Raw genomic sequence first — 23833 nt, forward strand, 5'->3', positions numbered from 1 at the left:
TACCTGCGCTTTTCCTACGCCAACAGCACCGACAACATCCTCGAAGCTATCCGCCGCATCCGCGAAATCCTCTGACACGAAAGGAACCTTCGATGACCCAAGTTCTGGCCCTCGGCAATTACTCGGATACCGATCAAGCGGCGTTGAAGCGCGACCTCGACCCGGTCTTTGTCAAGACGGCGTCGGACATCGCCGCCCTGCCCGAAAAAGACAGGTCGCGGATCACCGCCTTGGCCTTCATGGGCCATCATCCGTTCAGCGGGGGCGAAATGCACCTGCTGCCCAACCTTGGCCTGATCGCCAATTACGGGGTCGGCTATGACGCCATCGACGTGTCTGCCGCCGATGCGCGCGGAATAAAGGTCACCAACACCCCCGACGTTCTGAATGACGACGTGGCGGACCTGGCGGTGGCGCTGTTGATCGCACAGGGGCGGCAGATGATCCCGGCTTCCGAATGGGTAAGTTCGGGCAACTGGGCGGCCAAGGGCAATTTCGCACTGGCCCGCAAGATCAGCGGCGGCCGTGCCGGGATCGTCGGGCTTGGCCGGATCGGGCGCGCCATCGCCGACCGGCTGACCGGGTTCGACATGGAAATCCACTACTCTTCACGGCGCGAGAAAGACACGCCCGGCTGGACCTATCACGCCGACCCAGTGTCGCTGGCCGAAGCGGTGGATTACCTGATCGTCGCGCTGGTCGGCGGACCAGAGACCGAGAACCATGTTTCGAAAGATGTCATCGCGGCGCTTGGCCCGTGCGGCATCATCGTCAATATCTCGCGCGGGTCGACCATCGACGAGGCGGCGCTGCTCGACGCGCTGGAAAACGGCGCGATCGCCGGCGCGGGGCTCGACGTGTTCCTGAACGAACCCGCCATCGACCCGCGCTTCCTGAAGCTCGACAACGTCGTTCTGCAGCCGCACCAGGGATCGGCCACGGTGGAAACCCGTACCGCGATGGGCCAGCTGCAGCGCGACAATGTCAGCGCCTTCCTGAACGGCAAGGCGCTGCTGACACCAGTCAACTGAATAGGGCGCGCGCTCGGAAAGGAACCGCATGGATCTGCCAAAGAACGCCTTCAAAGCCGCGATCGCCGAAGCCCGCCCGCAGCTGGGCCTGTGGAGCGCGATCCGCGATCCCGGAGTCAGCGAAATGCTGGCGGGCTGCGGTTTCGACTGGATCGTGCTGGATTGCGAACATTCCGCGCGCGACGTGCCCGAAGTTCTGGCAGGGCTGCAGGCGATGGCGCCCTACCCGGTTCAGCCGGTGGTGCGGGTGAAAAGCCTTGATGTCGCCGAGATCAAGAAAATGCTGGATGCCGGCGCCCAGTCGATCCTGGTGCCTTACGTGCAGAACGCTGAAGAAGCGCGGCTTGCCGCCGCCGCCGTCACCTACCCGCCAGAGGGTCTGCGTGGCGTTGCCGGTTCGGTGCGCGCCAACCGGTTCAGCGCGATCCCGGATTATTTCAACCGCGCCCGCGACGAAATCTGCCTGATCGTGCAGATCGAAACCCGCGAGGCGATGGACAATCTCGAGGAAATCGCGGCCATTCCCGGCATCGACGGCATTTTCATCGGCCCCGCCGATTTGGCCGCGAGCCTCGGCCATCCCGGCAATCCCGGGCATCGCGAGGTGCGCGCCGCCATCTCGGAAGCGATCGGCCGTGTGCGCGCCGCTGGCAAACCGGCCGGCTTCCTGTCCCCCGATGAAGACCTGATGGCGCTGGCACTGGAGGCGGGATGCGTTTTCGCCGCAATAGATGTCGATATCGTAGCGCTCCGCCGCATTGTCATGCGCCGTCTGAGCGAGTATCGACAGAACTCCACACAGGAATAACCTGGGCAGCAATTCCCCCAGATCGGCCGCGACGCCGATCCAACAAGAACAGAAGGCACGGCAATGACAGACGAGGTCTTGGCAGAACAGATCGCCGCGCAGCTGCGAAGGGACATCCTGCGCGGCAAATTCCAGCCCGGCGCCTCGATCAAGGAACGCGACAATGCCGCCGAGATGGGTGTCAGCCGCACCCCGATGCGCGAAGCTATCCGCATCCTAGCCAAGGAGGGGCTGCTGGCACTGCGCCCCTCGCGCAGCCCGATCGTGGTGCAGCCGACCTTCAAGCAGGTCAAGGATGCGGTTGAGGTGCTGCTGGCGCTGGAATACCTGTCGGTCGAACTGGCCTGCCGCAACGCCACCGAGGAAGATCTGGCCGAAATCCGCCGCATCCACGATGAATTCTCCGAGAAATATGACCTTCTCGATCCGCTCGACCTGTTCGATATCGATATGGCCTTCCACAAGGCCATTGTGAAGGCGTCGCACAACGACACCCTGCTGGTTACTTACCGGTCCTATCTCGAACGGTTGTGGCGGGCGCGGTATCTGTCGGCGAAACAGAAGCGTAACCGCGAGCGCGCGATAAGGCACCACGCGGCCATTCTCGACGCGCTCGAGGCCCGGGACCCGAAGGCCGCCGTGGCGGCGATCGAACAGCACCTGGGCAATCTGGCGGAACACATCCGCCCGGTGATCGAGATGGAATCCGGCAGCGGCGAGCAAGCCGCAGGCTGAACGCCCCGGCGCATTGCCAAGCCTCGACAATTTGGTATACCATTTTTGCAGCCACCTTCGGCCCGGCGCTGCGCCGGCCCGATTCAACGCCAGCCGTGCGAGGTCTGCAGATGAAGATCACCAAGGTCACCAGTCATGTGCTGCAATATGAGTTGCCCGAATTATTGGGCTATTCGCAGCAATATTACGCCAAGCGCAGCGCCCATCTTGTTGAGGTCGAAACCGACGACGGCATTACCGGCTGGGGCGAATGTTTCGGCCCCGGCAATATCGCGCTGGCCAACAAGTCGATCGTCGAAAAAGTGATCCAGCCACTGATCCTGGGCGACGACCCGCTGGACCGCGACGTGATCTGGCACAAGGTCTACAACCTGACCCGCGACCACGGCCAGAAGGGGATGCCGCTGCAGGCGCTGTCAGGAGTAGACATCGCGCTGTGGGACATCGCTGGCAAAGTCGCCGGACTGCCGATCCACAAGCTGATCGGCGGCGCCCATCGCAACGAGGTTGGTGTCTATGGTTATGGCATGATGCTGCGCCCCGAAGACACCGCATCGCTGGCCGCACGCTTCACCGACGAAGCTGCCGCGATCCGCGACATGGGCTTCGAAGCGACCAAGATGAAAGTCGGTTTCGGACCGAAGGACGACGTGAAACTGGCCGAGGCGGTGCGCCGCGGCGTGGGCGACGACTATCCTTTCATGGTGGATGCAAATCATTGCTACACCACCTCGGACGCCTTCTATGTCGGCCGTGCGCTGGAGGAACTGGAGGCCTACTGGTTCGAAGAACCGGTGGCACCGGAGGACCTAGACGGCTACCGCGAATTGCGCGCGGGCCTGTCGGTGAACATCGCCGGCGGCGAAGCCGAGTTCAATCGCTGGGGCTGGCGCGCGATCCTGGAAAACCGCGGGCTGGACATCGCCCAGCCCGAGGTCTGCGCGCTTGGCGGCATATCGGAATATCTGCGTGTGCTGGCGCTGGCCCATGCGCATTTCACGCCGGTGGCCAACCATGTCTGGGGATCGGCCATCGCGGTGGCCGCCAACCTGCAATTGCTGGCCGTCATGCCGCCTTTGCCCGGCGGCATGCACCAATGGGAACCCTGGCTGGAATTCGACACCACCGACAACAGGTTCCGCGACCATCTTCTGCTGGAACCGCTGGATATTCAGGGACAGGTCAAGCGTTCGGGCGGCAAGGTGGCGATCCCCACCGGTCCCGGACTGGGGGTGGAACCGGACCGCGACTTCATCGCCCGCCACGAGATCGACGGCTGAGCCAGGACGGATAACGGGGGGGAAATGGCTTTTCTGGATGACAACCGGCTGCTGCCGGCGGAGCCGTCGCAACGTATCGCGGCGCACGAACTCTATGATGCGGTGCGGGCGTTGCCGCTGGTCTGCCCGCATGGCCACACCGATCCGCAATGGTTCGCCGAAGATGCGCCCTTCCCCGATCCGGCGCAGCTTTTCGTGATCCCGGATCATTACGTGTTCCGGATGCTGTGTTCGGCCGGAATCGACCTGTCCGCGCTCGGCGTGCCGCGGGTTGACGGCGGCAGGACGGAAACCGACAGCCGCAAAATCTGGCGGCTGTTTGCCGATAACTACCACCTGTTCCGCGGCACCCCCAGCCGGCTGTGGCTGGATCATGCCTTTCAGGACCTGTTCGGGATCGACGAACGGCTGAGCGCAGCCAATGCCGACGCGTATTTCGACCAGATCGCAGATTGCCTGTCGCGCCCCGAATTCCGCCCACGCGCGCTGTACGACCGTTTCGGGATTGAGGTGATCTCGACCACCGACAGCCCGCTGGACGATCTGCGCTGGCACCGACAAATCCGCGACGAAGGCTGGCACGGGCGCGTCATTCCGACCTACCGCCCCGACGCTCTGGTAGATCCCGAATTCGAGGGCTTTGCCGGAAATGTCGAACGCTTCGCCGACCTGACCGGGGCCGACACCACCAGCTGGCCCGGATATCTTGAAGCCCACCGCATCCGTCGCGCGGCGTTCAAGGCGATGGGCGCGACCGCCACCGATCACGGGCATCCCACCGCCCTCACCGCCGATTTGCCACAAGCAGAGGCGGCCACCCTGTTCGACCGGGTGCTGAGCGGCAAGGCCACTGCGGGCGAAACCGAACTGTTCCGCGCCCAGATGCTGACAGAAATGGCGCGGATGAGCCTCGATGACGGGCTGGTGATGCAATTGCACGCGGGGTCGCGCCGCAACCATTCGCCGCACGTGATGGCCCGGCATGGCCGCGACAAGGGCTTCGACATTCCCGGCCGCACCGATTACGTAAGCGCGCTGAAACCGCTGCTCGACGCGGTGGGCATGGAACCGGGTCTGACGCTGATCCTGTTCACACTGGACGAAACCGCCTACGGCCGGGAACTTGCGCCGCTGGCCGGGGCCTACCCGTCGCTGAAACTGGGACCGGCGTGGTGGTTCTTCGACAGCTACGAAGGCATGCTGCGCTATCGTGAGATGACTACGGAAACCGCCGGTTTCTACAACACGGCGGGTTTCAACGACGACACCCGCGCCTTCTGTTCCATCCCGGCCCGCCATGACGTGGCCCGCCGCGCCGACTGCACCTATCTGGCGCGGCTGGTGACGACCGGGCGTCTGGACCTCGACGAGGCGCATGACCTGGCCGGCGAAATGGCCGCCGGGCTGGCGCGGAGGGCCTACAAGCTGTGAATGATCGGATCCGCCTTTCCGCCCGCGATCTTCCCCGCGGCGGCAAACGCCCGGTGCCGGGGATCATTCACCTTGGTCTGGGGGCGTTTTTCCGCGCCCATGTGGCGACCTATCTGGCCGATGCGATCGCTGAAAGCGGAGGCGACTGGGGCGTGATCGGCGCCAGCCTGCAAAGCCCCGCGACCCGTGACAAGCTGGCACCGCAGGACAATGTCTATATCGCCGTCGAACTGGGGCCCAAAGACCGGGATTACCGGCTGATGGACCTGATTTCCGATGTGGTGGTCGCGCCCGAGGATCCCGGCCACCTGATCGGGCTGATGGCTGCGCCCGCGATCCGGCTGGTGACGCTGACGGTGACCGAGAAGGGCTATTGCCACGAACCGGCGACGGGGCGGCTGATGACCGATCATCCCGTTATCGCCCACGACTTCGCCCATCCCGACAGCCCACGCAGCGCGATCGGTTTTCTTGTCTCCGCTCTCGATCAGCGGCGACGAAACGGGCAGCGCCCCTTCACCATGCTGAGCTGTGACAACCTGCCGGAAAACGGCCGGGTGCTGCGGGGGCTCGTGCTGGAATTCGCGGGCGCCCTCGACCCGGATCTGGCCCGCTGGATCGAGACGGAAGCGCGGTTTCCCTGCTGCATGGTCGACCGGATCGTGCCGGCCACGACCGAGGACGATATCGCAGCGGTGGTCGAGGCGACCGGACGGTTGGACCTTGCCCTGGTGATGCACGAACCGTTCCGCCAATGGGTGATCGAGGACGATTTCGTCGATGGTGACCGCCCCAACCTCGCCGCTGCGGGGGCCGAGATGGTCGCCGATGTCTCCCCATTCGAAGCGATGAAGCTGCGCTGCCTGAACGGCACCCATTCGACATTGGCCTATCTGGGTTACCTTGCCGGTCACGCCACGATCCACGACGCAGTGTCCGATCCGGTCTTCGAACGGCTGTGCCGGCGGCTTTGGCGGGACGAAATCATCCCGATCCTGATACCGCCGCAGGGCACCGACCTGACGGCCTATGCCGAAGCATTGCTGGAACGCTATCGCAATCCGGCAATCCGTCATGCCACTTGGCAGATCGCGATGGACGGATCGCAGAAACTGCCGCAGCGGATTCTGGGCACGATCGCCGACAACCTGCGGGCGGAACGCCCCTGCCCAGCCCTGACACTAGCTGTGGCGGGGTGGATGAAATACGTTTCGGGTTACGATGAGGCGGGCCGGGAAATCGACGTGCGAGACCCGCTGGCCGACCGGTTGCGCGGGATATGGCAGGCCCATCCGGATCCCGAAACACGCGCCGATGCCTATCTCGCCCAGGGCACGGTGTTCGGCATGCTGGCCGGTCAGCCCGGTTTCCGCGCCGATCTGGCCCGCGCCTGCGCGGAATTGGATATTTATGGCGCGCGCGGCGCGGCGGAGCGGGTCAGGGGCAGGCCCCTGCCCTAGTCCTGTTCTCGCAACGCCGCGTCATAGGCGGCGACCATCGCCCGGGCCCTTTCGCGGACCTGTCCGGCGCTGTCGCCGGGCCGATAGAGCGAGGTTCCGATCCCGAACCCGTTGGCCCCGGCGCGCAGGAAATCCGCGAAATTGTCGGGGCCGACACCGCCCACCATCAACAGCTGCGCCTCGGGCGGCAGCACTGCTCGGATCGCGCCCAGCCCCTTCACCCCCAACAGGAAGGACGGGAATAGCTTCACCCCCGTCGCCCCGGCCTGCAGCGCGGCGAAACATTCGGTCGGCGTCAGCGCACCGGGAAAGCTCTGCATCCCTAACCGCAGGGTTTCGCCGATGACGGCGGTATCGGTGTTGGGCGACACCACCATGCGTCCACCGGCATCGGCCACATGCGCGACCTCATCCGGGATCAGCACGGTGCCCGCGCCGATCAGCGCCTCGCCCGCCACTTGCGCCATACGGGCGATGCTGTCGAAGGGGCGTGGCGAATTCAGCGGCACCTCGATCCTGTCGATGCCGGACTCGATCAGCGCCGCGGTAATGCTTTCGGCCTCATCCGGGGTGATGCCGCGCAGGATAGCGATGAGGTTTCGGCTCATGATCAGCCCCTTTCCAATGCGTCGCGCGCGGCACAAAGCCCGCGCAGGGTTGCGGTTTCGGCGTCGATGATACGCGCGGATATCCCGGTCAGGTCAAATGCCTTGCGATAAAGATCGGCGATAGCCCCCCCGCCGATCACCGCCACCGCACCGGTCAGAGCATCGCGCCCCATCGCGGCGAATTCGGCCCCGACCAGCAATCCCGACAGCCGCGCCCGCGCCACGCCAGGGGGCACATCACGCAACAACCCGGCGGCACGGATCGCGAAAAGCGACCGCGCCATCGCCGCGGCATCGTCCCGCGCCGCTGCAAAGCCCGCGGCGAAGGCATCGTCGTTCCATAGCTCGTCCGGCATCGAATGGCGCAGCACCGACTGGCCGGAGAGCAGCGCGAAAAGCTCGCCCGTCATGAAGGTCTGGAATCCCGCGACCCCGCCCTGCGCCACCCGGACCCACTTGGAATGGGTACCGGGCAAGCAGACCAGACCGGAAAATCCCGGATCTTCCAGCAACAGGCCGGCGATCTGGGTTTCCTCGCCCCGCATCACGTCGGGCGGGGCCTGCTGACTGAGCCCCGGCAGAATCCGCATGTCGAGGCGCGGATCGCGCACCGGGGCGGCCACCGCCGCCGACGGATCACCCGGCGCGGCCGGGGTGGCGACATAGGGGGCTTCGATCCAGCCCTGGCGGGCGCCCACCATGCCGCAGGCCAGAACCTGAACCCGCTCGGCCCCCTGTATCCAGGGGCCGATCAGGTCGAGCAGCGCCGGTTCGAACGCCTCGGGCGCCAGCCGCCCCATGCCCTGATCAGAATGGGCCTCGTTCGTCGCCTCATGCCTGTGCATCCGCCAGACCCGTAGGTGGCTGGTGCCCCAATCGACAGCGATCCAGAACGCACCTGACATGCCCGCCCCTTACTTCAAATCGTCGGGCAGCAGCGCGTCGGGCATGTTCTGATAGCTGACCGGACGCAGGAAACGGCGGATCGACAGCGTGCCCACCGACGTATGGCCGAAATTGGTAGAGGCCGGATAAGGCCCGCCATGAACCATCGCGTCGCAGACCTCGACCCCGGTCGGATAACCGTTGGCCAGAACCCGCCCGGCCTTGCGTTCCAGCACCGGCATCAGTTTCCGCCCCAGCCCGGTATCGCCCTCGTCGAGATGCAGAGTACAGGTCAGCTGCCCCTGAAGGTTTTGGGCGACCTGCATCAACTCGTCTTCATCGGCGACCCGCACGATCAGGCCAAGCGGGCCGAACACCTCTTCGCCAAGCGCCTCGTTGGCCAGCCATTCCTTGCCGGTGGTGGCAAACAGATAGGGAGTGGCGTTGCGCAGATCGCAGACCGAGGTCAGCACTTCCTGCACCCCCTTGCTGCCCGCCACCCGGTCGCGTCCGGCGCGGAAGGCCGAGGCGATGCCGTCGGTCAGCATTGTCTGCGCCCCGATCGGTTCCAGCGCCTTAGCAGCCGCGTCGATGAAGGCATCCGCCTGCGGACCGTCAATCACTACCGAAATGCCGGGATTGGTGCAGAACTGCCCCGCCCCCAAGGTCAGCGAGCCGGCCCAGTCGGCGGCGATATCCGCTCCGCGCTCGGAGAGGGCCTCCGGCAGGATGAACATCGGATTGACCGATCCCAGTTCGCCGAAGAACGGGATCGGGGTTTCCCGCTGGGCGCAGAGATCGAACAGAGCCCGTCCCCCGCCCAAGCTGCCGGTAAAGCCGACCGCGTTGATCAGAGGGTGCTGCACCAGTGCCTGTCCGACATCACGCTTGCCGCCCTGAATCAGCGAAAAGACACCGGGATGCACGCCGCATTTCTTGATCGCGGCATTGATGGCCTCGGCGACGATTTCGCCGGTGCCGGGATGGGCGCTGTGGCCCTTGACCACTACCGGGCAGCCGGCAGCCAGCGCGGCGGCGGTGTCGCCGCCAGCAGTCGAAAAGGCCAACGGGAAGTTCGATGCGCCGAACACCGCCACCGGGCCGATCGGGCGCTGCACCATCTTCAGGTCCGGGCGCGGCAACGGCTGCCGGTCGGGCAGTGCGACATCATGCCGCCGATCGAGGTAATCGCCCTTCAAGATGTGGTCCGCGAACAGCCGCAACTGGCCGGTGGTGCGGCCGCGTTCGCCTTCCAGGCGGGCTTCGGGCAGGCCGCTTTCCTGCGTGCCGATTTCGGTGATCAGGGCGCCGCGCGCCTCGATCTCGTCAGCGATGGTGTTCAGGAAGGCCGCGCGCTCGGCGCGAGTGCTGTATCCGTAGGCCCAGAAAGCCTTTTCCGCCGCCTCGCAGGCTTCGCCCACCAATGCCGGGGTGCCGATGGAGAATGCGTGCGGTTCTCCGTGCGCCGGTTCCGAAGAAAACGTCGCGTCGCCCTCCACCCAGTTGCCCGCAATCAGGTGTTTGCCATGCGGTTTAAAAGTCATGTTTCGCCCTCCCATCCATTTTCCAAGCCAGCTCGATTTTCACTTGCTCGATTTGACATTTAGCACAATTAGCTTGACTCGACTCAATTTGGTATACCATTTTTTTACAGGATTGTAGGGCAATCTGCTGCGCCGTTGGGAGGCGGCGGGCGGCACGGGGGAAAATTGCGATCGTCGCGGCTAGTGACCCGGATCGGAGAGCTCACAACCGGTCGGTGACAGGAAGTCAGGATATGCGCTTGAGTGCCATGGCTTGGGGGGAAATTTCACAACTGGCCTCCCCCTGATGCTCAAGTGCGACACCGTGATTAGCCGTTACGCCGGCATTCCCCCATGGGAAGGCCTGCAGTGAATTTTACGAATTCAACACCACAGGAGGAGAAGATGTTGAAAAAGACCTTGATGGGAGCAACGGTTCTTGCCGGAGCGCTGAGTGCCGCTGCATTCGCTGACACGTCGGACAAACGCATCGCGCTGTCCAACAACTACGCCGGGAATTCGTGGCGTCAGGCCATGCTGGCCAGCTGGGACAAGGTGACCTCGGCCGCGGTCGCCGATGGCGTGGTCGCGGAGGCGCCGGCCTTCACCACCGCCGAAAACCAGGTGACCGAACAGGCGGCGCAGATCCAGAACATGATCCTGGAAGGCTACGACGCCATCGTGATCAACGCCGCGTCGCCCGACGCCCTGAACGGCGCGGTCAAGCAGGCCTGCGATGCCGGTATCGTGGTGGTGTCCTTCGACGGCATCGTGACCGAACCCTGCGCCTACCGCATCGCGGTCGACTTCAAGGCGATGGGCAAGCTGGAAGTGGATTACCTTGCCACGCGTATGGACGGCGGCAACCTGCTGGAAATCCGCGGCCTTGCGGGCGTGTTCGTCGATGACGAGATTTCGGCGGGCATCCACGAAGGCGTGGCCGAACATTCGGGCTTCAAGATCGTCGGTTCGGTGCATGGCGACTGGGCCCAGGACGTGGCACAGAAGGCCGTCGCGGGCATCCTGCCTTCGTTGCCCGAAGTCGCTGGTGTGGTGACCCAGGGCGGTGACGGTTATGGCGCCGCACAGGCCTTTGCCGCCGCCGGCCGGCCGACCCCGCTGATCGTGATGGGCAACCGTTACGACGAACTGCAGTGGTGGAAGGAACAGAAGGACGCCAACGGCTACGAAACCATTTCTGTTTCGATCGCTCCGGGCGTCAGCACCCTGGCATTCTGGGTCGCCCAGATGGTTCTGGACGGCAAGGATGTCCCGCAGGACCTTACCGTTCCGTTCCTGAAGATCACCCAGGACACGCTGGAAGAAAGCCTGGCAGGCACCCAGCCCGGCGGCGTGGCGAATGTGGAATATTCGCTGGAAGATGCCATGGCGGTGGTGTCCGGTAATTAAGCCGCGTGTGAAATGAAAGGCAAGGGCAAGGCATATGACTGCATCCGACGGAACCATCGTCAGCCTGGAAAACGTCGCCAAGCATTTCGGTGCGGTGCGGGCTCTAGACGGCGTCGATCTGAGAGTTGATCCGGGCATGTGCCTTGGCCTTGTCGGCCATAACGGCGCCGGCAAGTCGACGTTGATGAACGCGCTTGCCGGCATCCTGGCCCCCGACCGCGGGGTCATGAAAGTTCACGGACACGACCTGACCGACCGCTACAGCGTGGCCGTCGCAGGGCAAAACGGCATCCGCTGCGTGTTCCAGGAATTGTCGCTTTGCCCCAACCTGACGGTGGCGGAAAACGCGCGTATCTTTCACCCGTCGCTGACTGGCTGGGGCTGGAAACGCCGTGCCGGCGACATGATTGCCGGCAAGCTGGACGAGATATTTCCCGGTCACGGCATCCAGCCCGACGACATCGTCGGCGACCTGTCCATAGGCAAGCGGCAGATGGTCGAAATCGCCCGTGCCTTTACCGTCACCGATGCGTCGCTGCACCTCGTGATTCTGGACGAACCGACCTCGTCGCTCGACGCGGTCACCTCGAAGCAACTGCTGGATTTCGTCCGTGTGGAGGTGGACCAGGGACTGAGCTGCATCCTGATCAGTCACATGCTGGGCGAGGTTCTGGATTACTGCGACCGGATCGTGGTGATGAAGGACGGGCTGGTGGTCGCCGCCCGTGCGGGTGCAGAATTCAACCGCGACACGCTGGTCGCGGCGATGGGCAACGTCGTCGAGATGGAAGAGATCGAAGAACACGAGGCCCGCGAGTGGCAGCGCGGCAAGACCCCGGTCGCCGTCGAAGCCAAGACTGACACTGGCAACGACTGGGCCCCGTTCATCGCGCACAAGGGTGAAATCGTCGGGCTGGCCGGGCTGGCGGCCCACGGTCAGACCCGGATGCTGCTGAAGATCTACGAGGCGGCGATGCGCGGCAGGAAAACCGCCACCGTCAGCGGCCCGGTGGCGCTGGTGGCGGGCGACCGGCAGACAGACGGGATTTTTCACCTGTGGTCGATTTCCCGCAATATCGGCATTCGCAGCCTGCGCGGCATGGTCCGGCGCGGGTTGATCGACCCGGTCGCCGAGGCTGCGATGGGCCGCGAATGGCAGGACCGCATCAAGATCAAGACGCCGGACATGAACGACAACATTCTGTCGCTTTCGGGCGGCAATCAGCAAAAGGCGCTGTTCGCCCGGGCGCTGGCCTCGGATGCGGAAATCATCCTGATGGACGACCCGATGCGCGGCGTCGACGTGGGCACCAAGCTGGAAGTCTACGACCTGATACGCGACGAGGCCGAAAAGGGCCGCACTTTCCTGTGGTACACGACCGAAATGGACGAGCTTTACAACTGTGACCACACCTATGTCTTCCGCGACGGCGCCATCGTGGCCGACCTGACCCGCAAGGAATTGTCGGAAGAAAAAGTGCTGCAATCGTCGTTCAAGGAAAGTGCCTGACCATGCTCGACGCCCTGACGTCCCCCCGTTTCCTGCGCGCCGCGTTACCGGCGGCTTCGTTTGCCATTCTGCTGGCAGCCATCTTTTATGTGCAGCCCCGCGCGATGAGCTATTTCGGCATGAACCTGATGCTGCAATACACCGTGCCAATCGCGCTGGCGACCATCGCGCAGATGTTCATCATCACGGTCAACGACCTTGACCTGTCGATCGGGCCCTTTGTCGGGCTGACTGCCTGTATCGGCGCGACGATGCTGGCCGATACGCCCCTGCTGGGGCTGGTGGCGCTGGCCGCCTGCGTCGCCGCCTATGCCGCGCTCGGGGCACTGATCCATCTGCGCAACCTGCCGTCGCTGGTGGTCACGCTGGGCATGTCCTTTGTCTGGCTCGGTATCGCGGTGCTGGTCCTGCCGACGCCGGGGGGCACCGCGCCGGGCTGGGTCAAGGCGGTGGTTGGCCTCAAGACCCCCTATGTCCCCTACCCGATCATCGCGGCCGTCGCGATCGGCCTCGTCGTTCATCTGGCCCTGATGACATCGAGTTATGGCGCTGTACTGCGTGGCGCCGGCGGCAATCCCAGGGCCATCGGCCGCGCCGGGTGGTCGCTGCTGAAAATCAAGATGGTGATGTATTCCGCGGCCGGCTTCTTCGGCGTGCTGTCGGGACTGTCGCTGATCGGACTGACCTCGGCCGCGGACGCCCATATCGCCGACCGCTACACTCTTTATGCCATTGCCGGGGTGATCTTGGGCGGCGGCGAATTCGTCGGCGGCCGGGTGTCGCCCATCGGCGCCGTCATCGGCGCGATGACCCTGACGCTGACCGGGTCGTTCCTGACCTTCCTGAAGATTTCGCCGGACTGGCAGATCGGGGCGCAAGGCGGCATCCTGATCATCGTCCTGGCGCTGCGCGCCCTGATCAACCGGCGGGAGGGATAAGCCATGACCCTGATCAAGCAGCTTTCCGCCAAGGCATGGATCTGGTCCTTCATCGGCATGGTGCTGGTCTGGCTGGTGACCGCCATATACACCGGCGGCAAAGGCAGCGCCGACGTGATCACCGCCGCCCTGTCCTTCGCCACCTTCACCGTGATCGTCGGCATCGGCCAGATGTTCGTGATCACCACCGGGCCCGGCAATGTCGACCTGTCGATCCCGTCGACGATTTCCCTTTCAGGGGCGGTGGCGATGAAGATCATGGGCGGGTCCGACGCTATGCTGATCGTCGGATTTCTCGCCTCGCTCGGCTGCGGGCTGGCGGTCGGCATGTTCAACTACATGCTGATCCGGGTGCTGCGCATCCCGCCGATCATCGCCACGCTGAGTTCCAGCTTCCTGATCCTGTCCACCGCCATCGCCTATGGCCGCGGACTGAAGATCAAGCCGCCGCCGTTGCTGGCCGATTTCACCACCGCGCAGGTGTCTGGCGTGCCGGTTCTGGCGGTGGTCATCATCCTGTTCGCGGTGGTGATGAGCGTGGTGCTGAACCGCACGCTTTACGGGCGCGCGGTACTGGCCATCGGCCAGAACATGCGCGCCGCGTGGCTGGCAGGCATCAATGTCGAACGGATCCGCTTCATGACCTATGTGCTCAGCGCCGTTCTGGCCGCGATTTGCGGCTTCCTGCTGTCGGGTTTCTCGGGCGGCGCGTCGCTCAACATGGGGCAGGAATACCTGCTGGCCTCGATCGCCGTGGTGGTGATCGGCGGCACCTCGGTGGCGGGCGGCAAGGCCAACATTCCGGGCATCTGGGGCGCGGCCATGTTCATGTTCCTGCTGGTAACGATGCTCAACACCTTCGGGGCCAGCGCCGGTATCCGCCTGATCATGACCGGATTGATCATCGTCGCGGTGATCACCATTGCAGGCGGCGACGAACCGCAGAGATAGGAGGCCCCAATGGCATTGGTTGGCGACAGCTATGAATATTACGACGATCGGTTCTACGACCTGACGGTCCCCATTGCCGAGGTCGAACGGCTTTATGACGGATGCCGCTGGGCCGAGGGCCCGGTCTGGTTCAACGACCACGCCAGCCTGATCTGGAGCGACATCCCCAACCAGCGCCTGCTGCGCTGGATCGAGGGACAGGGCGTGTCGGTGTTCCGCGCCCGTTCGGATTTCGCCAACGGTAATACCCGCGACCGGCAGGGCCGGCTGGTCAGCTGCGAACACGGGACAAGGAGAGTGACGCGCACCGAACCGGATGGATCGATCGCCGTGATCGCCGACAGCTACCGGGGCAAACGGCTGAATTCGCCCAATGACGTGGTGGTCAAATCGGACGGCACCGTGTGGTTCACCGATCCCAATTACGGCATCATGTCCGATTACGAAGGCTACAAGTCCGAGATGGAACAGGACGGTTGCTATGTTTTCTGCGCCAATCCCGAAACCGGCGAATTGAAAGTGGTGGCCGACGATTTCGTGAAACCCAACGGGCTGTGCTTCAACGCTGATGAAAGCCGGCTTTACATTGCCGACAGCGGCCGCAGCCACTCCCCCGACGGGCCGCATCATATCCGCGTCTTCGACGTGGGCGATGACAACAGCCTGCGCAATGGCCGGGTGTTCTGCGAGGTCGATCCCGGCGTGCCGGACGGATTCCGGCTCGACATCCACGAAAACGTCTGGAGCTCCTGCCAGAACGGCGTGATCTGTTTTGACCGCGAGGGCACGCCGCTGGGCAAGATCAAGATCCCCACGATGGTCGCCAACCTGACCTTCGGCGGGCCGCGCCACAACCGGCTGTTCATCACCGCGACCAACGCGCTTTACGCCGTCTATGTCGCCACCACCGGCATTCAGACCCCGTAAGGCCCCACGATGCTTGATTTGATCCTGATTGGCTGCGCCATCGGCGCCGTGGCGACGCTGGCGATGGATGTCTGGGCGCTGCTGCTGAACCGCGTGGCGGGTTTACCGATGCCGAACTGGGGTAATGTTGGGCGCTGGTTCTGGCACCTGCGCACCGGCCGGGTGTTTCACGACGACATCGCCACAGCCGCGCCGCATCCGCGGGAAACCGCGATCGGCTGGGCCGCGCATTACGCCGTGGGGGTGATTTATGGCGCGGTCTTCGCGCTGATCGCAGGGCCTGTCTGGGTCGCCACGCCGAGCTTCGGGGCGGCCTGGATCTTCGGTATGATCACCATCGGGGCTGGCTGGTTCCTGCTGCAGCCGGGCATGGGGCTGGGATGGGCCGCATCGAAGACACCTAATCCTTGGAAATCGCGCGCGATGAACGTCGCCGCGCATAGCGTTTTCGCGCTCGGCCTCTGGGGCGGTGCGTTGGCCTTGGGCTAGCCGGTTTCGACCAGCGCCCCGCGCGCCTGCACCACGTGCCCGGCCAGTTCAGCGCCCTGCACCACGGCCCGCCGCAGCCCCTGCCCCTGCAGATAGGCCGCGAGGAAGGCGGCATCGAAACTGTCGCCCGCCGCCGTGGTGTCAATCACTTCCGCGACCGGTTCCGGGCTGTGGTTGAAACTGCCCTCCGCCTGGTCGGAGACCAGGATATCGCCCGCGCCGTTCTTGACCACCACCAGCCCCGCACCTGCCGCGTGATAACGCGCCGCGACCGATTGCGGCGTGGCATCTCCGAAGGTCGCTTCTTCCTCGTCGAAGCTGGGCAGCACGATATCGGCCTGCGCCGCGCCCTGCATGATGCCCGCGCGCATCGCTTCCGTCCCCGGCCACAGCCGCGCGCGCATGTTGGTGTCGAAGACCGTCGTCGCCCCGCGCGCGCGCGCCTGCGCCAGCGCGGCGCAGAACGTGGCCCGCGCCGCATCGGTCAGGATCGCCAGGGTAATCCCCGAATAGAACACCACGTCGGCCGAGCCGAACGCCTCGGACAGCCAGCCGGGATCGTCGGCCAGCGCCCGCGCGGCCGATTCCCCGCGCCAATAGGCGAAGCTGCGTTCGCCATCTTCGAGCTGGATCATGTAAAGCCCCACCGTGCGGTCGGGGATCCGTCGCACCGTGGCGGTATCGATCCCGGCCTGCCGCATCTTCGCCAGCATCCGGTCCGAAATCGCGTCGGAGCCGACACAGCTGACATAGCCGACGGTCCAGTCCTCGCCCAGCAGGTGCCGCGCGTACCACGCGGTGTTGAACGTGTCGCCGGCAAAGCCCATGCGAAAACCGTCGCCATCACCCGGCGACAGTTCCACCATGCATTCGCCGACACTGAGGAAGGCCTTGGGCGCGGTCATCATTCCCGTCCTGTCACGTCATGGGCGGCGCGCGGTTACAGCAGTCCGCGCGCGGCCAGGTTGCGCATCGTCGCGGCGATGCCATTGGTCCATTCCGGGCAGTCGGTGGACAGCCGCACGGTGTTCTGCAGCATCCCCAGCCCGGGTTCGGAAATCGTCACCACGTCGCCGACCTTGTGGGTGAACCCCTGCCCCGGTTCGTCGCGGTCCTGGATCGGCGCGAAGAGCGTACCGAGGAACAGCATGAATCCATCGGGATACTGGTGATGCCGGCCGATGGTCTGGGCCACGATGCTTTCGGGATCGCGGCTGATCTGGGTCATCGAGGATCGCCCCTCCAGAACGAAACCGTCCTCGCCCTCCACCGTCAGGGTCAGTTCGGCGCGGTTCACGTCGTCGATGCCGTAGCTGCCGTCGAACACCCGGATGAACGGTCCGATGGAACACGACGCGTTGTTGTCCTTGGCCTTGCCCAAGAGCAGCGCCGAACGCCCCTCGACATCGCGCAGATTCACGTCGTTGCCCAGAGTCGCACCGCGGATTCGGCCGCGGCTGTCGACCGCCAGCACGATTTCGGGTTCCGGATTGTTCCAGCTGGAAATCGGGTGCAGCCCCACCGACGCGCCCCAGCCCACCGAGGATGTCGGCTGCGCCTTGGTGAAAACCTCGGCATCCGGGCCGATCCCGACCTCGAGATATTGCGACCACAGGCCTTCGTCGATCAGCACCCGCTTCACCTGCATCGCCTTGTCCGATCCCGGCACGATGCCGCGCAGCGAATCCCCGATAATGCCCGCCACCTTGGCGCGGATTTCCTGCGCCAGGTCGGCATTACCGGCGGCCTGTTCCTCGATCACCCGTTCGACCATGGATTCGGCAAAAGTGACGCCGCTGGCCTTGATCACCTGCAGATCGGCCGGCGACAGCAGCCTCAGTTGCCCGCCCGGCGCGGCTTCGTCGGAATTGGCAGTGATTTCGGCGAGACTGCCCAGATCCTCGCCTTGGGCAGCGGTCAGGTAGCCGGGAATGTCGTCAAGTTCCATCAGGTCGCGCATCGTCGGCACCTCGCGGCTGGTGATGTCGATCACCCGGTCGCCGCGCAGCGTCACCAATGCCGCGCCCTGCACGTCGGGGCGCCAGACCCGGCCGACCAGCGTCGCGCCGGAAAGTGTGTTTTCCTTGGGTAGCATATCTTGTCCTTCCTTCTGTTCCCCGGCCTGGGTCACTTGCCCCAGTTAAGCACGACGGGATCAAGCGGCTGCAGAAGTTCCAGCAGCATTGCGCGGGTCTGCGGATGCAGCGGCGGGATCGGATGGCGGCAGAAATCCGAGGCGATCACCCCGCCCGCCACCATCGCGGCCTTGGCGGCGCGGAAGCCGCATTGACGGTTTTCGTGGTTCACCACCGGCAGCACCTTAGCATATTGCGCCATCGCAGCAGCGCGGTCACCGGCCAGATGCGCGGTGACCACCGGCTTGATCAGGTCGGGGATCAGCGCCGATGTCATGGTGCCGCTGGCCCCAGCATCGAGATCGGCCAACAGCGTGATCGCCTCCTCGCCGTCGAACGGGCCTTCGATCGCGGCGCCGCCCGCTTCGATCAGCGCGCGCAGCTTGGCCGCAGCCTGCGGGCATTCGATCTTGAACAGTTTCAGCATCTCGATGTCCTGCGCCATCTTCACCAGCAGCGGCACCGGCAATTCGACGCCCGACAGCGGCGCGTCCTGCAGCATGATCGGGATGCCGACCTCCCCCACCCGGCGGAACTGTTCGAAGGTCTGTTCAGGCGTGCCTTTCAGCAGCGCGCCGTGATAGGGCGGCATCATCATCACCATCGCGGCGCCCAGGTCCTTCGCTTCGCGGGCGCGGGCCACCACGATATCGGTGGCGAAATGGCTGATGGTGACGATCACCGGCACCCGGCCAGCCACATGTTCCAGCGACAGCTTGGTCAGCGCCGCGCGTTCCGCGTCGGAAATCAGGAACTGTTCCGAGAAATTGGCGAGGATACAGATCCCGTCCACGCCCTGATCGACCATGCAGTCGAGCACGCGCTTCATGCCTTCCATGTCCACTTGGCCATCAGGATGAAACGGTGTGGGCGCGACGGGCCAGATGCCGGAATAGGTGTAGTGCGTCATGATCTGTTTCCTCTTAGCGGGTCAGTCTGCGTGTGGTGGTGAAGGCGCGGTCCAGATCGGGCGACAGTTCCATGCCCAGCCCGGTCCCTTCGGGCACGGTGATCATCCCGTTCTCGACGATCGGCAGAGCGGTCACCAGATCACGATACCAAGTCCGGTAGAAGGCGCGCACGCTTTCCTGGATCAGGGCATTGGGCGCGGCCAGCGACAGGTGGGTGGAGGCGGCCAGAACCACCGGCCCGGTGCAATCATGCGGCGCGATGGGCAGCTTGTGCGCCTCAGCCATCGCGGCCATCTTGCGCGCCGCCGTCAGCCCGCCGCACCAACTGAGATCCAGCATCACGATGCCCGCCACCCCGGTATCGAGCAGGTCCCTGAACGGGCCGATCCCGCCCAGCGTTTCGGATGCGCAGACCGGCGCGGGCGATGCTTCGGCATAGCGTTTCAGCAGGCCCAGGCTGTCCATCCGGATCGGGTCTTCGTGCCAATAGGTGCCGAAGGGTTCCAGTGCACGGGCGATCTGCATCGCCGGCAGCAGCTGCCACATAGAATGGAACTCGACCATGATATCTATCCTGTCGCCCACGGCGGCACGGATCTTCTCGAACGGCTCGATCGCGCGTTTCAGCTGGTCCTTGCTGATCTCGCGGCCATTGCTGGCCTCGGCCGCCTCGTCAAAGGGCCAGATCTTCATCGCGGTGATGCCGTCTTCGAGCAGCGACAGCGCTAGTTCGTCGGCGCGGTGCAGGAATCCGTTCAGGTCGTCATAACCGGTATGGGCGTTCGTTGAGAGGCCGTAATTCGCGGTCTTCTGCCCTTCGGTGTTCTTGACGTATTCGGTGCCTGCGCAGGTATTGTAGGTGCGGATGCGGTCGCGGGTGAAGCCGCCCAGAAGCTGCGCCACCGGCTGCCCCGTGGCCTTGCCCAGCAGGTCCCACAGAGCGATGTCGAAAGCCGAATTGCCGCGCATTTCGGCCCCCGTCCCCCAAGCCCCGAGATAACCCTCGGCGGCGCGCGCCAGGTGTTCGATCCGGCGCGGGTCCTCGCCCAGAACACGCGGGGCCAGTTCGCTGTGGACGTAGGTTTCCACCGTTTCGGCACCCATGAAGGTTTCGCCCAAGCCCGTCACGCCTTCGTCGGTCTTCACCTGCAGCCACAAAAGGTTGGGGCGTTCGGCAATCCGGATGGTTTCTATCCCGGTGATCTTCATTGCGCGCCCCCGAAACTGGACCAAAGCGCCAGCGCCACCACCACGAGCATCGACAGAGCCATCAGGATGTTGATGTGGAATTGCCGCCGCGCCCCGAGGTTCAGCCGTTCTAGCGAATGCCCGGCATACAGCCAGACCAGATGGATCGGGATCCAGATCGCGGCCATGATCAGCAGTTTCCACGTCGTTTCGACCGGGAAATTACCGGGATAGAAGGCGAAACCGGTGAACAGGGTGGTGTTCACCGCATAGGCCTTGGGATTGATGATCTGCAGCAGGATGCCCGATCCGATCCCCGGCGGCTGCTTCGCCTCGATGAAGGCGATGTTGCTGCCTGCCAGCGCGATGCGCGCGGCGAGGTAAAGCAGGTACCCCGCCGAAGCGACCAGCAGCACGTTACGGACCACAGGCATCCCCAGCACGACCGCCGCCAGCCCCGAAATCACCGCCAACGCGACAAGGTTGGTGCCCAGGAACAGCCCCAGCACATATCGCAGCCCCGGCCGGAATCCGTAACCGGCTCCCATACCGGCGGCCGACAGAACCCCCGGCCCGGGCGTTATGATCAGGAAAAACACCGCCCCTGCAAAGCTCAGCATCGCGTGCCCCCTTTGTTTATCGCGCCGCGGCGCCGGTCAGGAAAAATCAAATTGCACCTTCATCGATTGCCCCTTGTCCACCGCCATCGCGAAGGCCGCGTCGTGGTCGGCAATCGGGAATGTATGGGTCAGAAGCGGCGTCACGTCGATCAGCCGCTTCTGCATCAGCGCCACGGCGGTGGCGAATTCGGCATGGAAGCGGAACGATCCCTTGAGCGACAGTTCCTTCACCGTAATCTGCTGCAGCGGCAGGGTCGCATCACCACTCAGCCCCAGCTGCACGATGGTGCCACGCGGACGCATCGCCGCGATTCCGCCCGCCAGCGCCGGTTCGGCGCCGGAACATTCGAAATGCGCGTCGAAATACCCTTTTTTCTGCTGATAAACCGACATCGCACCGGGATCGTCCTTCGTGTTGATCGCCCGGTCGGCCCCGGCCTTCACCGCGAAGTCGAGCGGCTTGCCGAGGATGTCGCAAACCACGATTTCGGCGGCACCGCCGCGGCGCGCCGCCAACACCATCAGCACCCCGATCGGGCCGCTGCCGGTGATCAGCACCCGCTTGCCCAGCAGGTCGCCGGCCTGTTTAGCCGCATGCAGGCAGACGGCCAGCGGTTCGGCCATCGCGGCCTCGGCCGGGCTCAGCCCGGCGGCCGGTACGCATTGTTCCGCCTCGACGATCAGTTCCTCGCGGAAGGCGCCCTGGATATGCGGCATCGGCATCGCCGATCCGTAGAAACGCATGTTCAGGCACTGGTTCGGCAGGCCTTCAAGGCAGTATTCACATGTGCCGCAAGGGCGCGACGGCGACACCGCCACCAAGTCGCCCGGAGCCAGCCCCGCGACCCCTGCCCCGGTTTCGACCACTTCGCCGGAAACCTCGTGACCCAAAACCATCGGTTCGCGCAGCTGGATCGCCCCGATCCCGCCGTGGAAATAGTAATGAAGGTCCGATCCGCAGATACCGCCGCGTCTGATCCGCAGCCGGACCTGTCCGGGTCCCAGCGGCGCCGGGGCGAGATCCTCGAGCCGAAGATCGCGCTTACGGTGGATGACCAATGCCTTCATGACGCAACCGCCTCCCCCGCGGTCAGACTCGAGTCTTTCGTCCGATTGATACTTGCAGCCCGGCAAAAATGGTATACCATTTTTCCAGGACTGCAAGCAGGCTCGTCCCGGGGCACACGGGCTTCGGGGCGGCCTGCCCGTGCAGCATCAGGAAGGATAGTTATGACAGGGATGTTCGACCTCTCCGGCAAGACCGCACTCGTGACCGGATCGACAATGGGAATCGGCAAGGGGCTGGCCCGCGGTCTGGCCGAAGCCGGGGCCGAAATCATCCTGAACGGGCGCGACCGGGACCGGCTGGTGCAGGTGGCCGAAGAATTCCGCGCCGACGGGTTCCGGGTGCATACCCTGCCCTTCGATGCCACCGATGCCGAAGCCGCGGCGGCGGCAATCGACCGGTTCGAATCCGAAACCGGCCCGATTGAGATCGTGGTGAACAATGCCGGGATGCAGCATCGCGGTCCGCTGGAAAGCTTCGCCCCGGCGGATTTCGACCAGCTGATGAAAACCAATGTGAATTCGGTCTTCTACGTCGCGCAGGCGGCGGCCCGGCACATGATCGACCGCGGCCATGGCAAGATCGTCAACATCGCCTCGGTTCAAACCGCGCTGGCCCGCCCCGGCATCGCGCCCTACACGGCATCGAAAGGGGCCGTGGCCAACCTGACCAAGGGCATGGCCACCGACTGGGCGAAATACGGGCTGCAGATCAACGCCATTGCGCCCGGCTATTTCGACACGCCGCTGAACAAGGCGCTGGTCGAGGATCCGGAATTCTGCGTCTGGCTGGAAAAACGCACCCCGGCCGGTCGCTGGGGCCAGATCAAGGAACTGGTGGGCGCCTGCGTCTTCCTGTGCTCCGAGGCATCGAGCTTCGTCAACGGCCACACGCTTTTCGTGGATGGCGGTATCACCGCCAGCCTTTGAACCTTCATAAAAAATATCAGGACAGTATTAGGAGACGACATGTCAGACAGCAGCAAGAAACCGGTCATCGGCTTTATCGGCGTAGGCTTCATGGGCCACGGTATGGCCAAGAACATCCGCCTGGGCGGCTATGATCTGTGGGTCAAGGGCCACCGCAACCGTACTCCGGTCGACAACCTTGTTTCGATGGGCGCCAAGGAAGCCGAAAGCGTCAAGCAGATGGCGGAAAACTGCGACATCATCCATATCTGCCTGCCTAACAGCGACTATGTCGAGGCGGTGATCCGCGGCGAGGACGGCATCCTGGCCGGCGCGCGCGAGGGGCTGATCGTCATCGACACCACCACCGCCGACCCCACCTCGACCGTCCGTCTGGCCGAGGACATGGCCACGCGCGGCGTGACCATGGTCGATGCGCCGCTGGGCCGCACCCCGAAAGAGGCCGAGGAAGGCATGCTGGACGCGATGGTAGGCTGCGACGACGCCACTTTCGAAATCGTCCACCCGGTGATCGATTGCTGGGCCGGCACCATCACCCATATCGGCCCGGTCGGCAGCGCCCACAAGATGAAGCTGCTGATGAACTTCATGGGCACCAGCTATGCCGCGATCTATTCCGAGGCTCTCGCGCTTGGCGCCAAGGTCGGTATCGCGCCGCAGAAGCTGCGCGAGGTGATCGCCCCCAGCCGCATGGGCAACGGGTTCTTCGACACCTTCATGAACTATGCAATCGACCGCAACCGCGACGCGCACAAGTTCAGCATCGAAAACGCGTCCAAGGACATCCGTTATGTGAACAACATGGCCAGCGGCGCCGGTGTGGTGGGTATCATGGCCGCCGCCACCAAGCATTATTTCACCCATGTCGAGGCGATCGGCCACGGCGACGATTACGTTCCGATGCTGTCGGATCACGTTGCCCGGCTGAACGGCATGGATCTGGAAGAAGAAGTGAAGAAAGGGGCCTGAGGGCCCCTTTCCCTACCGTCATCCTGGGG

Annotated in this window: 23 protein-coding genes; 14 read left to right on the plus strand and 9 right to left on the minus strand. The window is 64.4% G+C overall.

What is annotated here, in order from left to right:
- Nucleotides 1-92 precede the first annotated feature (92 nt).
- The 6 genes from IT775_RS19540 to IT775_RS19565 all read left to right on the plus strand — a co-directional run bounded on the left by IT775_RS19540 (nucleotide 93) and on the right by IT775_RS19565 (nucleotide 6745).
- The gene (locus IT775_RS19540; RefSeq protein ID WP_212702927.1) at nucleotides 93-1031 is read left to right on the plus strand and encodes a 2-hydroxyacid dehydrogenase; all 939 of its coding nucleotides are present in this window, start codon (nucleotides 93-95) and stop codon (nucleotides 1029-1031) included.
- Nucleotides 1032-1059: 28 nt separating this feature from the next.
- Nucleotides 1060-1839, plus strand: coding sequence for an HpcH/HpaI aldolase family protein (locus tag IT775_RS19545; RefSeq protein ID WP_212702928.1), 780 nt, complete (start codon nucleotides 1060-1062; stop codon nucleotides 1837-1839).
- Between the two features lie 63 nt (nucleotides 1840-1902).
- Nucleotides 1903-2574, plus strand: coding sequence for a GntR family transcriptional regulator (locus tag IT775_RS19550; protein WP_212702929.1), 672 nt, complete (start codon nucleotides 1903-1905; stop codon nucleotides 2572-2574).
- 110 nt (nucleotides 2575-2684) lie between these two features.
- A complete protein-coding gene (locus tag IT775_RS19555) occupies nucleotides 2685-3854 on the plus strand; it encodes a mandelate racemase/muconate lactonizing enzyme family protein (protein WP_212702930.1) in 1170 nt (389 codons plus the stop codon).
- 24 nt (nucleotides 3855-3878) lie between these two features.
- On the plus strand, nucleotides 3879-5285 hold the full coding sequence (gene uxaC, locus IT775_RS19560) for a glucuronate isomerase (RefSeq protein ID WP_212702931.1): 1407 nt from the start codon (nucleotides 3879-3881) through the stop codon (nucleotides 5283-5285).
- Nucleotides 5282-6745, plus strand: a complete 1464-nt coding sequence (locus IT775_RS19565) for a mannitol dehydrogenase family protein (protein ID WP_425519566.1) — start codon at nucleotides 5282-5284, stop codon at nucleotides 6743-6745. The genes uxaC and IT775_RS19565 overlap by 4 nt, the downstream gene beginning before the upstream one ends.
- Here IT775_RS19565 and IT775_RS19570 read toward each other — a convergent pair.
- The 3 genes from IT775_RS19570 to IT775_RS19580 are packed head-to-tail and all read right to left on the minus strand — an operon-like array spanning nucleotide 6742 to nucleotide 9782.
- Nucleotides 6742-7353 carry a 2-dehydro-3-deoxy-6-phosphogalactonate aldolase gene (locus IT775_RS19570; RefSeq protein WP_212702932.1) on the minus strand — a complete coding sequence of 204 codons (612 nt, stop codon included), beginning with the start codon at nucleotides 7351-7353 and terminating at the stop codon, nucleotides 6742-6744. The genes IT775_RS19565 and IT775_RS19570 overlap by 4 nt on opposite strands.
- A 2-nt stretch (nucleotides 7354-7355) precedes the next feature.
- The gene (locus IT775_RS19575; protein WP_212702933.1) at nucleotides 7356-8258 is read right to left on the minus strand and encodes a 2-dehydro-3-deoxygalactonokinase; all 903 of its coding nucleotides are present in this window, start codon (nucleotides 8256-8258) and stop codon (nucleotides 7356-7358) included.
- Between the two features lie 9 nt (nucleotides 8259-8267).
- Nucleotides 8268-9782 (minus strand): aldehyde dehydrogenase (NADP(+)), encoded by a 1515-nt coding sequence (locus IT775_RS19580; RefSeq protein WP_212702934.1) that lies wholly within the window; start codon nucleotides 9780-9782, stop codon nucleotides 8268-8270.
- A 384-nt stretch (nucleotides 9783-10166) separates the two neighbouring features.
- Here IT775_RS19580 and IT775_RS19585 point away from each other — a divergent pair, with 384 nt between their 5' ends.
- From IT775_RS19585 to IT775_RS19610, 6 genes are read left to right on the plus strand one after another with little or no spacing between them, the layout of a single operon-like run.
- The gene (locus tag IT775_RS19585; protein ID WP_212702935.1) at nucleotides 10167-11171 is read left to right on the plus strand and encodes an ABC transporter substrate-binding protein; all 1005 of its coding nucleotides are present in this window, start codon (nucleotides 10167-10169) and stop codon (nucleotides 11169-11171) included.
- A 34-nt stretch (nucleotides 11172-11205) separates the two neighbouring features.
- Nucleotides 11206-12681 (plus strand): sugar ABC transporter ATP-binding protein, encoded by a 1476-nt coding sequence (locus tag IT775_RS19590; protein ID WP_212702936.1) that lies wholly within the window; start codon nucleotides 11206-11208, stop codon nucleotides 12679-12681.
- Between the two features lie 2 nt (nucleotides 12682-12683).
- On the plus strand, nucleotides 12684-13619 hold the full coding sequence (locus tag IT775_RS19595) for an ABC transporter permease (protein WP_212702937.1): 936 nt from the start codon (nucleotides 12684-12686) through the stop codon (nucleotides 13617-13619).
- 3 nt (nucleotides 13620-13622) lie between these two features.
- Complete coding sequence (locus IT775_RS19600) at nucleotides 13623-14570, plus strand: ABC transporter permease (RefSeq protein WP_212702938.1); 948 nt, start codon at nucleotides 13623-13625, stop codon at nucleotides 14568-14570.
- Between the two features lie 9 nt (nucleotides 14571-14579).
- Nucleotides 14580-15497: an SMP-30/gluconolactonase/LRE family protein gene (locus IT775_RS19605; protein WP_212702939.1), complete on the plus strand. Its 918-nt coding sequence runs from the start codon at nucleotides 14580-14582 to the stop codon at nucleotides 15495-15497.
- Nucleotides 15498-15506: 9 nt separating this feature from the next.
- On the plus strand, nucleotides 15507-15986 hold the full coding sequence (locus IT775_RS19610) for a DUF2938 domain-containing protein (protein WP_212702940.1): 480 nt from the start codon (nucleotides 15507-15509) through the stop codon (nucleotides 15984-15986).
- On the opposite strand, the gene IT775_RS19615 is transcribed toward IT775_RS19610, so the two are convergent.
- The 6 genes from IT775_RS19615 to IT775_RS19640 are packed head-to-tail and all read right to left on the minus strand — an operon-like array spanning nucleotide 15983 to nucleotide 21908.
- The gene (locus IT775_RS19615; RefSeq protein ID WP_212702941.1) at nucleotides 15983-16891 is read right to left on the minus strand and encodes a sugar kinase; all 909 of its coding nucleotides are present in this window, start codon (nucleotides 16889-16891) and stop codon (nucleotides 15983-15985) included. The genes IT775_RS19610 and IT775_RS19615 overlap by 4 nt on opposite strands.
- Nucleotides 16892-16926: 35 nt before the next feature.
- Nucleotides 16927-18081: a fumarylacetoacetate hydrolase family protein gene (locus IT775_RS19620; protein ID WP_212702942.1), complete on the minus strand. Its 1155-nt coding sequence runs from the start codon at nucleotides 18079-18081 to the stop codon at nucleotides 16927-16929.
- 32 nt (nucleotides 18082-18113) lie between these two features.
- Entirely contained in the window at nucleotides 18114-19031 is a 918-nt protein-coding gene (locus tag IT775_RS19625) for a dihydrodipicolinate synthase family protein (RefSeq protein ID WP_212702943.1), read from the minus strand.
- Between the two features lie 13 nt (nucleotides 19032-19044).
- Nucleotides 19045-20241 (minus strand): mandelate racemase/muconate lactonizing enzyme family protein, encoded by a 1197-nt coding sequence (locus IT775_RS19630; protein WP_212702944.1) that lies wholly within the window; start codon nucleotides 20239-20241, stop codon nucleotides 19045-19047.
- Nucleotides 20238-20840 (minus strand): LysE family translocator, encoded by a 603-nt coding sequence (locus tag IT775_RS19635; protein WP_212702945.1) that lies wholly within the window; start codon nucleotides 20838-20840, stop codon nucleotides 20238-20240. Before IT775_RS19635 ends, IT775_RS19630 begins: the two co-directional genes overlap by 4 nt.
- Before the next feature lie 36 nt (nucleotides 20841-20876).
- The gene (locus IT775_RS19640; RefSeq protein WP_212702946.1) at nucleotides 20877-21908 is read right to left on the minus strand and encodes an L-idonate 5-dehydrogenase; all 1032 of its coding nucleotides are present in this window, start codon (nucleotides 21906-21908) and stop codon (nucleotides 20877-20879) included.
- Nucleotides 21909-22070: 162 nt separating this feature from the next.
- Between IT775_RS19640 and IT775_RS19645 the strand changes: the two genes are divergently transcribed.
- Nucleotides 22071-22835, plus strand: coding sequence for an SDR family oxidoreductase (locus tag IT775_RS19645; RefSeq protein WP_212702947.1), 765 nt, complete (start codon nucleotides 22071-22073; stop codon nucleotides 22833-22835).
- A 39-nt stretch (nucleotides 22836-22874) separates the two neighbouring features.
- Nucleotides 22875-23804 (plus strand): NAD(P)-dependent oxidoreductase, encoded by a 930-nt coding sequence (locus tag IT775_RS19650; protein WP_212702948.1) that lies wholly within the window; start codon nucleotides 22875-22877, stop codon nucleotides 23802-23804.
- Nucleotides 23805-23833 lie beyond the last annotated feature (29 nt).

Origin of the sequence: Thalassovita aquimarina (assembly GCF_018219815.1) — a bacterium.
GTDB classification, from domain to species: domain Bacteria; phylum Pseudomonadota; class Alphaproteobacteria; order Rhodobacterales; family Rhodobacteraceae; genus Thalassobius; species Thalassobius aquimarinus.